Raw genomic sequence first — 13211 nt, 5'->3', positions numbered from 1 at the left:
ACTTTCAGACCAGCACTGGTTGTGGTGGCCTTATTTTAATGCCTAATTTTTAACCTGTAAAGTTTTTTAACTTTCTTCAATTTTAGTATTGACTTTTTATTTGCAGGCTAAAGTAACGAGAATGCGACGCGCAGTTTTCAAATGAATTCGTTCAAACCAATGCTACTCACTTCTCTGAAGTCCTATGACCGCGCGCAGTTTGCCAAAGATGTGACTGCCGGTATCATCGTTGCGATCATTGCACTTCCTCTTTCTATTGCACTGGCTCTTGCTTCCGGCGTGGGACCGGAGGCTGGTATTTTCACCGCGATTGTGGCGGGCTTTGTGATTTCCGCGCTCGGCGGAAGCTGTGTCCAGATTGCCGGTCCGACGGCCGCGTTTGCTACGATTGTTGCCGGTATTGTCGCGCGGAACGGCCTCGAGGGGCTGATGACGGCGACCATTCTTGCCGGTGTCTTCCTTATTATCATGGGCTTCTGTCATTTTGGAAGTCTGATCAAGTTTATTCCTTATACGATTACAACGGGTTTTACTTCCGGTATTGCGGTGACGATCGTGATCGGACAGCTGAAGGATTCTGCGGCGTTACGTATCCTGACGGGGTAAAGCCGATTGAAACGATGGAAAAACTGAAGGCATTTGCGGAGAATTTTTCCACAATTTCACCGGATGCGCTGATTGTCGGAGGGGTCAGCCTTGCCATTCTGATCGTGTCTCCGCTGATTTTCAAGAAAATCCCAGGATCGCTGATTGCTGTTATTGCCGGTATTCTGATGGTTCAGTTTCTGCCGCTGCACGTTTCTACGATTGGAAATCTGTACACAATCAGCAATGCGCTTCCGACGCTTCATCTGCCGGTTTTTGACATGAAACTGATTCAGTCGGCGATTCCAAATGCGTTTACGATCGCGGTGCTTGCGGCGATTGAGTCGCTTCTCTCCTGTGTTGTTGCGGACGGCATGATCAACAGCAAGCATCGTTCGGATACAGAGCTGATTGCACAGGGTGCCGGAAATATTGCTTCTGCGCTTTTCGGCGGTATTCCGGCTACGGGAGCGATTGCCAGAACGGCGGCAAATATCAAAAACGGCGGACGCACGCCGGTTGCGGGTATGGTGCATTCCATTACGCTCGTCATCGTTCTTGTTGTGCTGATGCCGTTTGCGGGTATGATTCCGATGCCGACGATTGCCGCGATTCTGTTCCTTGTTGCCTACAATATGTGCCAGTGGAGAACCTTCATGCATCTTGTACGCACGGCTCCGAAGAGTGATATTATCGTTCTTTTTACTACGTTTGTGCTGACCGTTGTGTTTGACCTCGTTGTCGCAATCGAGATCGGCATGGTTCTGGCCTGCCTGCTTTTCATCAAGCGGATGAGCGAGGAAACGCACGCCGACAGCTGGGTCTATGTAGACGATGATTCCCCGGCGGTGGATGAACATCTGCAGAAGCTGCCGCTGGAAATCCGTGTATACGAGATCACAGGACCGCTCTTCTTTGGCGCGGCGGATGCGATTGAGCACATCGTGGTAAAGGATTTCACAAAATGTCTCGTTCTCCGGATGCGGAGCGTACCGGCGATCGACAGTACAGCCATGAATGCACTCCAGAATCTGACGAAGCTCTGCGAATCGAAAGGGATCACCCTCGTCTTCTCTCATGTGAATGAGCAGCCGATGAAGGTGATGAAAAATCCGGCTTTGTGGAGCTTGTCGGGGAAGAAAATTTCTGTTCGAATATTTCGGATGCATTAAAGCATGCGGAGGAGCTGATTTCGAGATAAAAAAGGCCGCCGTGCTGAGTACTGACCTATGCTTTTCCGTTGATCACGCAGTTAATCTTTTTCTCATCGTAAAACATCAGTATCAGTCCGCCTGCGCCGCAGAATACAGCTGCACCGAATGCTGCAATCCGGTATCCGGTTCCACTGCCGTTTCCAATAGTGGAGACCGCCGTAAAGATCAGCATGGAAAGGCTCTGCCCCAGCTTGAAGGCGAAAGTTCTGGCTGCGTAGAACATTCCCTCGCGGCTGCTTCCCGAGGTAACCGCATCGCTCTGTGCAATATCTGCGACAACCGCCTGCGGCAGAATACCGAAAATCGCCATGGGAAGTGCTGCCGCGACTGTCAGAATCAGGCCCTGTACGGCTTCCGGGATGAACGGGATGTTTCCCATAAAGCCTGTGTAAAAATATGCAAGGCTGAAAACAGCAAAGGCAAACAGAATCATCTTTTTCTTGCCCAGTTTCGGTGTCAGCTTGTTGACCGGAACGTAAAAGACAAGCGACAGTGCGGTCATTCCCACAAAATACAGTGTTGTCATTGTCTCCGGGAGTTTCAGCAGACTGGTGACGAAAAACGGAAGGCCCGTCTGGAACATGGTGAGCGCGATCCAGTAAAAGATATCAGATCCTACAAATTTCCGGAATTCTCCATTCCGAAAGGTTGCTGTAAGGGAACGAAAGGCCGAATCCTTCGAGGGAACGGTATCTACGTAATCTTTTTCCCGGATGCAGAATACCGGCACAAGCATGCATATGAATGCTGCCGCTGCCATGGCTGTGAAAGTGATCCTGATTGCATTTACTCTTCCGAAGAAAGGAATCAGCGTACCCCAGATCGCCGGTGCCAGATAGGCCACAGCGGTTCCTGCAATAAAGGTGAAAGAAATGATGGTGGATATATTCAGGCGTTCCTGCTGTGTATGGCCCAGTTCCGGAATCAGGCATTGTACGGAGTACAGTATGCCGTGATCGAAAGGTAATATGCTAGAATCATACCAAACAAGAATGCCGCATTGATCCAGCTGTTTTCATTCACCGGTGACCAGAACACCAGCACGGTGGAAAGTGCCAGCGGCAGGGACGCGCCTTTTAAGAACGGGATCCGCCGTCCGTTTTTTGAAGTGCACCGATCTGACCAGGACGCAATCATCGGATCAGTGAATGCATCAAAAATTCTTCCGAAGGCTGTGATCCCTCCAATGATGGTAAAAACCCCGAAAATCACCAGTCCCTGCGGTATGAATACCGTCTGTCCCTGGCTGATTGCGGTTTCATCCGGCTGATAAAAGTACACCAGCCAGTTCGATATGATACCAGACAGCAGCGCCCATCCAAACTGGCCTGCTGCGAACTGCCATATCTTTGCCGTTGTTAATTTTTTCATTTTGCTTCCCCCTGTTTTGTCTTCTCCTGTTTTTATACCGTCCAAATTTTTACATTTTTTCCAGAAAAGGCGATTCCAAGTTTGATGACTTCCGTAACCCCTTCCTGCCGCATTTCTGTATCGTATCGCTGTGTTTCAATCTGGTTTAATGCTTCTTTCGCTAATTTTTTCAGTGTGTCTTCTGTAATCCCCTTTTTCCATTTTAGTTCCATCAGAATGCCAGGATACCGGAGTTCTCGCGGGAACAGGCTGATATCGTACCGTCCCTCTCCGAATTCCCGGTTGGATGTGATTTTATACTGTTGATCCAGCAATGCAATCAGTCCCAGTACCAGTCCATGGTAAAAACCTTCTGCGCCCGCATCGTAAAAACTGATCGACTTGTCCATATACTCTGCAATCGCACTCTGCAGTTTTTTCACATCATTCGTATACAGGCTTTCCGCAATCCGGTCTGCTGTCGTTCTGGTTACTGCTCCAATCTGCAGCAGATGGGATAAAATCTCTGCTTTGTAAACTGCCGCAATCTCCCAGTTGGGAATGGATACCTCACACAGATACGATCCGTCTGTCTGCAACTCCTTTTTTGGTGTTTTCAGATATCCAGCAACCAGAAGCAGACTGTAAATACTGGAGGGTTCTTCCAGCAGAGACCGGTAAACTACATTTTGATCGATTCTCGCAACCACTCGCTCTCCCTGCAGCAATGCATACAATTTCTCTATGACATCCTCTGTCGCTGCCTTCAGAACTTCTTCCAGAATTTCATTCTTTCCGGTGTTTACCCAATATGCCTTTGGAATACACCCCTGTGCAATATAGTTGACCACGGACCAGGGATTGTAAATTTCTTCTGCGCCAAAAAGATATCCGTCATACCAGGTTTTAAGCTCTGCTTCTTTTTCGAGAGCACCGTAATCCCGCAGCATTTTATGGACTTCTGCACGGGTAAATCCAAAGTATTTATCATATGTCTCATCCAGAATGGAATTTACCGTCAGATTATTCAGACCACTGAATATACTTTCCTGTGCAATCCGCAGAATTCCAGTTAAAAAACCGTACGACAGATGCCGGTTGTCTTTGAATGCGCCGGAAAAGAAATTCCGCATAAATCCAACAATTTCTTCATAAAACTTTTTCGAATAGCCTTCCTGAATCGGTGCATCATATTCATCGATCATAATGATCGGTGCTTTTCCATAATGTTCATGAAGCATTTTGGAAAGTTTCTGCAGAGACGAGGAGAGCTCTACTTCATTTGCCTGACCTGCCAGTATTTTCCGAAAATAATCCTTCTCATATGGTTCCAGTTTCTCACTCGTTCCAAGTTCCTTATGTCTGCCGAACTCTTCCTGTACCAGCTCTGCAATTTTTGCAAAAGTCAGTTCCCAGGACGCAAATTTTATATCTTTAAACGTCAGAAAAATAACCGGATATTTTCCCTGATGCTCTCGGTATTCTTCTCCACATTTCCAGATTTCTTTGTCCCGGAAATACTGGCTGGTATCTGTATCGGAAATTTCAAAGAAAACGCGAAGCATATCCATATTCAACGTCTTTCCAAATCGTCTCGGCCGCGTAAACAGTGATACCAGTGGTTTTCGATCCAGAAATTCTTTGATCATTCCTGTCTTGTCCACATAATAATATTCCGACTGTGCCCGTACGTAATCCGATATTCCGATCGGGAGTGGCTTTCTTACTTCTTTTTCCTCTTTTTTTACATACTTTCCTGACAGTATTCTGCCATCCACTGGTTTTTCTGCCTCATCCGGAATGCGCCAGCTTTTTCCTTCTTTTACGGCTCCTGGAATTTTACCTGTTTTGCAGAAAGTTGTTACAGTGCGTTCCGTAACGTCCCATAGCTTTGCCATTTCCTTGCATGTTTTCATTCGTTCCCTCCTTTCCAGTGTGCTTCTTTCCGATTATTATATCTTATTTTCAGAAATATATCAATTGTTGTATTTTCATTTTTCCGAATATTATCGTTGTTTTGCTTTATTTTCAAAGAAGGCAGCGTTTTTCTCCGCTGCCTTCTTTGAAGATTATTTTTCAGTTTTCCGCATCATTTTTCATCTGTGCCTTCGCTTTTCTTGCAATTCCCTGTGCTCCGTTCAGGATGCTTGCGCGGGTGACTTTGTCGTTGCCGTATTTCTGGCGGATTGCGTCGAGGGCGGCATCGAGTTTACGGCTTTTCTCCTTCTTTTCGGGATCTTCGAAGAGGGAGAGCTGTTCGAAATCGTCTTCGGTAAGGCCGGTTACGGAGACACCGATCAGGCGGAGGGGCTCTCCTTTCCAGGATTCGCGGAAGAGCTGTTTGGCGCAGCGGTAGATTTCATCTGTGATATCGGTCGCATTTGGAAGTTTTGTCTGGTGTGAGCGGTTTCGGAAATCGAGGGTGCGGAAGGTTATGGAAACGGAGGTGCATTTTTTCTTTTTCCGACGCATGCGGGCGGCCACGATGTCACACTGGGCGAGAAGAATCGGGTCGACCTGTTCGATAGAGACGATGTCCTCGTTAAAGGTCGTCTCTGCGCTGAAGCCTTTCGCCTCATCGGGCTGTGCTTTTACGGGGGAATCGTCGATGCCGCGGGCGTACTGGTACAGCTGATGGCCGTTTTTATTGCCAATCAGGGTCTGAATATCAGTTTCCCATGCATGTGCCAGATCTCCGATCGTGCGGATTCCGGCCTCGGTCAGCTTCTTTTCGGACGCTTTGCCGAGAAACAAAAGCTCGCGTACCGGAAGAGGCCACATCTTCGCAGGGATTTCTTCTGGAAACAGGGTATGCACTTTGTTCGGTTTTTCGAAATCGGACGCCATTTTGGCCAGGAGTTTATTGGTGGAAATGCCGACATTTACCGTAAATCCCAGCTCGTCGGAAATCCGGTCTTTAATTTCATGTGCTGCCGCGATCGGATCCGGGTACAAAAGAGAGGTTCCCGTCATATCAAGGAACACTTCGTCAATCGAGAAAGACTCCATGACCGGAGTGTAGGATGCGCAGATTTTCTTGAAGGCCCGGGAGCACTTGACATAAAGATCGAAATCACTGGGAACAATAACCATATTCGGGCATTTTCGCAGTGCCATTGCCACAGGCTCGCCGGTCTGGACACCGCATTTTTTCGCCGGAATCGACTTTGCTACAACGATACCCGTCCTTTTTGCCGGGTCACCGCCGATGCAGGCGGGAATGTCCCGCAGATCCGGCAGCCCCTCTTTCATCCGCCGCGCGGACTCCCAGGATAAAAAGGCGCTGTTGACATCTACATGGAAAATCAGGCGGTCTGCCGGCTTCTTTGTTTTATTCATCGATAAAATGAATCCGTTCTGGTTTAAAGCGGTCCTGCTGCTCTCTGTGCTCGGCAGGATAGCCAAGAGCAAACAGCGCAAAGACATGAACTTCTTCCGGCAGTCCCAGCAGAACTCTTACTTTTTCCATATTTTCTTCATTTGGTGCAATGCCGAACCATACGCCGCCAAGACCAAGCGCATCCGTTTCCAGCCAGATATTTTCCTGGGCAATCGACATATCGATCTGCGCAAATGCTGGAGCGACAAGACCTTCCAGGCGATATGCCGATACCAGCACAACCGGAGCTTTTGCTGCGCAGCCGGTGTACGGTGTCATTTTAGAAAGCGCCTCAATTTTTTTCTTATCCGTTACCACATAAAATTCCCACGGCTGCTGGTTGCACGCGCTTGGAGCCTGCATGCCTGCTTTTAAGATCTGCATAATTTTTTCTTTTTCAACCGGCTTGTCTTCATATTTTCTAACACTGATTCTGTGAAAAATACTGTTCATTTCAAAATCCTCCTTGGTTTCTTATGGGATGTCTCTTTGCAGACTATTATAGCATTTTTTCTAAAAAAACTCCAGAATCCCTGTCGTCTCATTTTTATCTATGTTTTATTTTTCACAAAAAGAATAGCCGATCGTCCATCTTTCCTTCCGGAACAAATTCTCTATTCTTACAAATTTTGTCCGCATATCCAGTCGTAATAGGAAGCCGCATTTTTTGTGTTGACCCCACGTGTAACTGCGAAAGATAAAGCACCTGTGTCAAAATATCAGCCATAGAAAGATTTCCACATTTTTTCTCAATCAAAATGGGATTCGGTGATCCTTTTTTATTTTTCATATTTGTCGTCACAAGATATCCTTTGTCTGCGTTATAAACACAGTATCCCATCGGTGGATTCTCTATCTGCCCATTCTGCCAGAATATCAGTTTACTGCTGATATTTTTTCTTACTTCAATAATATTATACATAATTCCCTTGGCCGCAAAGTAATTTTTATACCATTCATCATCTTCATTGCTGAATCCATCTCGATGAATCACAATGTTCTTCGGCATTTCACCAAAACGGTCTTCATATGCAAAAATCACCTGATCAAAAATATCCTGAAGAATCCTGGTAGTAATTTTTTCTCCCTGCTGTGGTGCTGCCGGTTTATAAAATCCAAGCAGACGGCCATATTTGTCAAACACAACCGAGCAGGCAGGATAATGAATTCCTTTTGCTATCGTCGCAACATCAAGACCTACAAAACAATCCACATTGCCAGGCATATCTTTTACAACCCATGGAATCCCGCCTGTTTTTCCAAGAATTCCAAGAATTATATTGTGAAGGTAATATCTTGAATTATTTTTTGCCTTATTCCCTTCTTTTGCTTCCTCAGCGAACAATTTTGCTGTTTTCATACTGATCATCTGTGACGGGATATTAGCCTTTGCCCAAATAGTTTTAAACGGATTGTACGGTCCATCTTCCTCCATCCCATCTGGTACAAGTGCAATGACCAGATCGATTCCTTCTATCTTCTGCAATTTATTGGCAGCTCTTTTATAATCTGTAATATCTCCCAACTCATATTCTTCCCGTACCATTGCCTTTACATCCAGATCCAGCAGTCCCGCCATGGTATATAAATCCTTTTCCCCGTGATACTTTCCAAGTTTCGCAAAGGTATAAATCCCATTTACAACTGCCTTCATCAAATCATAGGAATTTCTCGGATACAAATATCCTATTTTTATTTCTTTTTCCGTCTTTCGATAAAAACCGTAGTTGAATACTTTAAATTCTTCGCCGCATTTAAGAGCCTTATCTTTTCCACAAACTAACAGCGGTTCTTTAACTTTACCTTTCTTATAGCCAATTTTCTCTACTGTACATGGATCTGTTTCAAATTTCATTCCGTCAAGTGGCTCAATCGTTCCAATATCCTGTATAAAATCCTGGTCTAAAAGTACTCTGGTCTTCATATTCCGTTTTACCAAGGACTCTGTCCGCATAGAAAAAGCTGCATCCATACGGCTTACCGTTTCTCTTGTCAATACTGGTTTTAATGCCTGCGGATAATAAGGTAATTCTATTCCCGTCTGAAGTGCCACCTTAACTATCCTGGTATCATCAGAAATATTCTCTACCCTGTATGCTTCATTTCGTTGGATATAATACGCCTTTAGACTATCTGCAAAATCCAGTTTATCCGTTACGGTCAAATCACAGATTTCTGTCAGAATGCCTGTCTGATTATTCTTTGCCCAGTCATTTTTTACTTCCTGACCAATTAGATTTAGTCCTTTTTCCAGATAATCAGCTACAGTTTGATTCGATGAAAAAAGACTGCTGGTATCAATTCTCAGATATGCTTTTTCATCATCCATAATAGTAACCCAGAAATTATATTTCCGTTCCAGACTAATTTCTCTGTTTCCTGACGAAAACGTCTCAAATCCCTGATTTGTCATAATCCACTTACTTGTCACATTACTTTTACAGGAATATTTTCTGTATTTTCCAAAAATCAAAATTTGGGATAGTTTTTGTGTGATCCAGTATTTGATAAGTTCCTGATAGATTCTTCTGTTTTCTAAAACAGGCAGTTCTCGTGATCCCTCATATTCGACTGTAAAATCAGCATTTGGGATTTTCTCTTGCAGTTTTTCCGTCGCATAGATTTTGTTTCCATCTTCAAATACGCCTGCCTGATTCCAGTTTCGTAATTTCCAGGCTGCCCCTCTGATAATAGAATATGTATTTCCTATTTTTTGTGCATGAAGTTCATAAACATGAAATTCTACCGGTTTTACAGTATCTACTGACGCAAATACTTCCATTTTTTAAATCTTTTTCCAATATAGTTCCTCCTGGTTTTCATAAAGTTTGTTTTATCATATTTTTTTTGTCCTGTATTATTGTGATCCATTTATATTATTCATTATTTCCAATGTATTCTCCAATTTTGTCTTTATATTTTCCCGCAGCATTTGTGGTTCTATAACCATAAACTTATCCATATATTTCATGAACCATCCAAGTAAAGTTACACTGTTCATTTTATAAAAAACGGCTCTGCAATTTCCATTTTCCAGTTTTTGGACCGATACATTTTTCCCAACAAAATCATAGAGAATTGCATTTGCCGCCGGTTCTGGTTTATATTCCACTTCTATTCTTACGGTTTCCCCCAGGAAATGGTTTACACTTTCTTCAATATATTTCCGAATAATAAGTTCGGGATTTGGACCTATTTTTTCTACAGCGTCAATCGCGTCACTCTGTGATATCTCCAGATTTTCAATTCGATCAAGCCTATAACTTGTAAGTCTATCATAATGATCATGTGCCCCGATTAAATAATAGGTATTATCAGACCAATATATTTCATAAAGATTAAGCGAATATTTTTTTCCTTCTCTTCGAAGCACCTTTTGCAACTTCTCATTTACTTCTGTATATTGAAATTCAATTTTTTTATGGAGATACATAGCTTCCAGCATTGTTTCAATGTAGTATCCTGTTTCCCTATCAGAATCCATGTTTCCTGCCTTGGGTGTCATCATATGACAAAATCTGCTTCGACTTCTCTTACTTGTAAGATCCAATAGTCGTTCTTTCAATTCCTTTGCTTCCTTTGCAGAAATGCATCTTGCCTGCTGTACTGCATCCAACATAATTTTAATTTCCCAGTCCGAAAATATATATTTTTTCATATACCAGCCCATCTTTTTATCCGCACACTGATATATTTCATAACCACAAAATTGCAGCATTTTAATATCACGATAAACAGAACGACGATCGACCTGTTCTATTTGATATTCCTCTTCCAGATATTTCAAAATCTGTGTCGCATTCATCGGACTTTTTTCATCTGTTTTCTCTAAAATCTGTAACACTCGAATCAGTTTTTCTTTATGATCAGTTCCCATTCTTTCTCCTTTTGATCATTTTATATGTATCTTACCTTTTCGCCGCTTTTTATCATAATATTATATCATCTGTCACAATAATGGCACACGTAAAAACATCTGCCCTATTGGACAGATGTTTTTACATATCTAAAAGCATTTCATAAATATGCTGTTCTTTCTCACTCTGCAAGAAAGTGCCGCGCGCCAACGCATTTTGCAGGCGGCTAAGCTGTGCGTCTGCATAGCCGCCGAAGGACTGGACGGCTCATTTCCACTTTCATCACCTTTCTTTCTCAGATTGAGATCGAAAAATCTGCTTTCACAAGAAAGAAAAAAAGCGCGATCTGCACCAGCAGCATCAGCGGAACGCCGATGGTAAACTTCTTTTTTCTTGTCTTGTGATGGAACAGGTGCATCGCCAGCAGGGCTCCGGGTGAGCCGCCGGCGGCGGCCAAGGTAAGAAGCGTGGAAACGCGGATTCTCCATTTTCCATACACGGCGTTTCGTTTGTCGATTCCATAGACTGCTATGGTAATGATATTAATACAGATCAGATACAGGTACAATCCTGCCTGTAGTTGAATGTGAAGGTTCATTCTCTCTTCACCAGCCTTTCCTTTTTATCTTTCTTTGAAAAGAAGGCAGCGTTTTTCTCCGCTGCCTTCTTTTCAGATTTTTTTCAGAATCATTTCTTCTCCAGAAAGATTTTTCTGGTAATAAAGTTGTACACCATGACAACCGCAGTTGCAAAGACTTTTGCAATGGTGTAAATCAGGTTGTAGCCGATGTGCTGCTGCAGTGCAGTGCTCCCCCGGTAGATCGGTCCTACTACAATCCAGATCAGGAAGCTGTTCAGCAGCATTCCGATCAGGGAAAGGACGACGAAGGTAATGAATTCGACTTTTTTGTTCAGGTCTTCTTTTCGCTCAAAGACAAATTTGAAACTTAAAATGTAATTGGCGATGACGGACACAGTAAATCCGGCAACAGAACCGACAAGCGATGCCATTTCAAAATAGGAACTGGAGGTCAGCGCCATAACAAGATTCAGAACGATCAGTCCGGTCACGTAATCAATACCAAAGCTGATGAAGCCGACGATACCGAATTTCACAATCTGTGCAAATAATTTTTTCATTTTTTCCTCTGTTTCTTCTTATATAATTTTTAAGCAACATCCTGTAAAGAATACCATACAATGCCATTTTTTTCAAGTTTCTGCAAATTTTATCACAGCAAAAACGCCAGATTTCACGTTTTAAAATGAAATCTGACGTCTTTCGTTTTTTCTAAAATTCCTGTTTCTCCATAAATCCTACACTGATCCGGTACGAAATCAGCAAAACCACGATGCCTGCAGTAAAAATTCCTGCCTGGCCCGGAATTGTGCCCGTAATGGTGCCAATCAGCTCCGTGATTTGATCCAGTGTCGCTTCTCCTGCGACTTTCTGCACAAACAGAATCACACCGGCAAACAGAAAACAGATTCCTGCCATCATGACCCGTGCGCTTTCTGCTCCGCATTTGATCTGCACCGGAATCATGATGGAAATGGTGATGAAAAATACCGCCAGAAAGACCGGTATCATTCCCGCATTTTCCGAGAGAACACCAGATACATTCGAAACGCCGTGCACCAGCAGGGATACCAGGTATAACGCCCAGGCGAGGACAAACGATACTACGGTTCCGGCCACGCAGAACAGGTATTTTTCGCGGATATACAGTTTCCGGTCAATCGGGAGTGTGAACAGGAACGGCAGTCCGTTATCCGCTTCATCGCAGGAAAGCGTTCCGATCAGCAGAACGATCATCAGAAACGGAAAATAGCCCAGAATAAAGGTGTCCGTCTGGCTAAGTCCGAGGAATACACAGATCATAAGGAAAAGGATCATCGTGTTGCGATGGCCTTTTAACAGCAGACAGATATCTTTCTCTAATAATCCACTCATCTTTTTTCTCCTCCTGTCATCATCAAAATTACATCATCAATTCCGGCCCGCTCTACTACAAGGTCGGGAACGTTTTCTTCGTAATATTTTCTGTCGTTGGTAAGGCATGCATAGCCATACGGTTCTTTCTGGGTATCGAGCAGATATTCTTTGTCGAGCGCCGCATACTGCGCCTCGTCTGCCTTGATGAGACCGTATTGCTCGAGAATCACATCCGTCTCCTCGTGCAGGAGCTGTTTTCCCCCGTGAATCAGATAAATGTCATCGCAGAGATGCTCGAGATCGGAGGCGATGTGGGACGTAATGAGGATCGTCCGGCTCTCATCTTCGGCCGCGTATTCGCGCAGCAGGTCGAGAATCTCATTTCTCGCTTCCACATCGAGTCCTGCGGTCGGCTCGTCGAGGATCAGAAGCTGTGCCTTGTGTGACAGGGCGGTAAGTACACGCAGCTTCGCCTTCATTCCATTGGAAAATTCCTTGAACTGTTTTCCTTCCGGAAGATGCAGCTTCTGGCACTCTCTGGTGAACCAGCTTTCCTCAAACTTTGGATACATTTTCGCCAGAATTTTCTCCACTTCCACGATGGTAACTGTCCGTTAAATCCAGATTCTGCCAGCGAAACGCCGATATTCTGCCGGTCCTCTGCCATAATTTCTGTGATCGGTTTTCCAAAGAGTTCGATTATTCCGCCATCTGCTTTTGCAAGGCCGAGCATCAGCCGGATCGCCGTGCTTTTTCCGGCTCCGTTTTTTCCAATCAGTCCGGTGATTCTTCCCTCCGGAATCTCCATAGAAAGCTCAAAATCAAATCCCGGATACACCTTTCTGACATTCTGCATTTTTATCATGTCTGTCTCTTCCTTTCTGCCGCTG

At 44.3% G+C, this 13211-nt stretch carries 8 protein-coding genes and 4 pseudogenes; 1 reads left to right on the top strand and 11 read right to left on the bottom strand.

Annotated features, from left to right (window positions below):
• The first annotated feature begins 141 nt into the window (after positions 1 to 141).
• A pseudogene (locus DXA93_RS11095) lies at positions 142 to 1786 on the top strand (SulP family inorganic anion transporter).
• A gap of 26 nt (positions 1787 to 1812) precedes the next feature.
• Here the strand turns inward: DXA93_RS11095 and DXA93_RS20635 are convergent.
• The 11 genes and pseudogenes from DXA93_RS20635 to DXA93_RS11040 all read right to left on the bottom strand — a co-directional run bounded on the left by DXA93_RS20635 (position 1813) and on the right by DXA93_RS11040 (position 13186).
• Positions 1813 to 3170 (bottom strand): annotated as a pseudogene (locus DXA93_RS20635) (MFS transporter).
• Between the two features lie 32 nt (positions 3171 to 3202).
• A complete protein-coding gene (locus DXA93_RS11085; protein ID WP_118719171.1) occupies positions 3203 to 5065 on the bottom strand; it encodes an AAA family ATPase in 1863 nt (620 codons plus the stop codon).
• Between the two features lie 160 nt (positions 5066 to 5225).
• Complete coding sequence (locus DXA93_RS11080; RefSeq protein WP_118594934.1) at positions 5226 to 6488, bottom strand: DNA polymerase Y family protein; 1263 nt, start codon at positions 6486 to 6488, stop codon at positions 5226 to 5228.
• Positions 6481 to 6981 (bottom strand): nitroreductase family protein, encoded by a 501-nt coding sequence (locus DXA93_RS11075; RefSeq protein WP_055221482.1) that lies wholly within the window; start codon positions 6979 to 6981, stop codon positions 6481 to 6483. The genes DXA93_RS11080 and DXA93_RS11075 overlap by 8 nt, the downstream gene beginning before the upstream one ends.
• A gap of 112 nt (positions 6982 to 7093) precedes the next feature.
• Positions 7094 to 8857 carry a Piwi domain-containing protein gene (locus DXA93_RS11070; protein WP_158583294.1) on the bottom strand — a complete coding sequence of 588 codons (1764 nt, stop codon included), beginning with the start codon at positions 8855 to 8857 and terminating at the stop codon, positions 7094 to 7096.
• 528 nt (positions 8858 to 9385) lie between these two features.
• On the bottom strand, positions 9386 to 10405 hold the full coding sequence (locus DXA93_RS11065; RefSeq protein ID WP_118719169.1) for a helix-turn-helix transcriptional regulator: 1020 nt from the start codon (positions 10403 to 10405) through the stop codon (positions 9386 to 9388).
• 142 nt (positions 10406 to 10547) lie between these two features.
• A pseudogene (locus DXA93_RS20630) lies at positions 10548 to 10652 on the bottom strand (nucleotidyltransferase); the annotation flags it as partial.
• Between the two features lie 28 nt (positions 10653 to 10680).
• Entirely contained in the window at positions 10681 to 10983 is a 303-nt protein-coding gene (locus tag DXA93_RS11055; protein WP_118719167.1) for a DUF1294 domain-containing protein, read from the bottom strand.
• Positions 10984 to 11072: 89 nt separating this feature from the next.
• Complete coding sequence (locus DXA93_RS11050) at positions 11073 to 11525, bottom strand: GtrA family protein (RefSeq protein WP_055221490.1); 453 nt, start codon at positions 11523 to 11525, stop codon at positions 11073 to 11075.
• Between the two features lie 151 nt (positions 11526 to 11676).
• On the bottom strand, positions 11677 to 12339 hold the full coding sequence (locus tag DXA93_RS11045) for an ABC-2 transporter permease (protein ID WP_055221492.1): 663 nt from the start codon (positions 12337 to 12339) through the stop codon (positions 11677 to 11679).
• Positions 12336 to 13186 (bottom strand): annotated as a pseudogene (locus DXA93_RS11040) (ABC transporter ATP-binding protein). The gene DXA93_RS11045 and the pseudogene DXA93_RS11040 overlap by 4 nt, the downstream one beginning before the upstream one ends.
• Positions 13187 to 13211: the final 25 nt, after the last annotated feature.

This window comes from Blautia sp. OF09-25XD (genome assembly GCF_003482095.1).
Lineage (GTDB): Bacteria > Bacillota > Clostridia > Lachnospirales > Lachnospiraceae > Fusicatenibacter > Fusicatenibacter saccharivorans.
The sequence above is the reverse complement of the archived record's forward strand: the minus strand, read 5'-3'. Positions and strand labels throughout refer to the sequence as shown.

Excerpts from the sequence above, each read along its gene's own strand:
- DXA93_RS11065 (WP_118719169.1), bottom strand. The coding sequence starts at position 10,405 with ATGGGAACTGATCATAAAGAAAAACTGATTCGAGTGTTACAGATTTTA.
- DXA93_RS11075 (WP_055221482.1), bottom strand. The coding sequence starts at position 6,981 with ATGAACAGTATTTTTCACAGAATCAGTGTTAGAAAATATGAAGACAAG.
- DXA93_RS11080 (WP_118594934.1), bottom strand. The coding sequence starts at position 6,488 with ATGAATAAAACAAAGAAGCCGGCAGACCGCCTGATTTTCCATGTAGAT.
- DXA93_RS11045 (WP_055221492.1), bottom strand. The coding sequence starts at position 12,339 with ATGAGTGGATTATTAGAGAAAGATATCTGTCTGCTGTTAAAAGGCCAT.
- DXA93_RS11070 (WP_158583294.1), bottom strand. The coding sequence starts at position 8,857 with ATGGATGATGAAAAAGCATATCTGAGAATTGATACCAGCAGTCTTTTT.
- DXA93_RS11055 (WP_118719167.1), bottom strand. The coding sequence starts at position 10,983 with ATGAACCTTCACATTCAACTACAGGCAGGATTGTACCTGTATCTGATC.
- DXA93_RS11050 (WP_055221490.1), bottom strand. The coding sequence starts at position 11,525 with ATGAAAAAATTATTTGCACAGATTGTGAAATTCGGTATCGTCGGCTTC.
- DXA93_RS11085 (WP_118719171.1), bottom strand. The coding sequence starts at position 5,065 with ATGAAAACATGCAAGGAAATGGCAAAGCTATGGGACGTTACGGAACGC.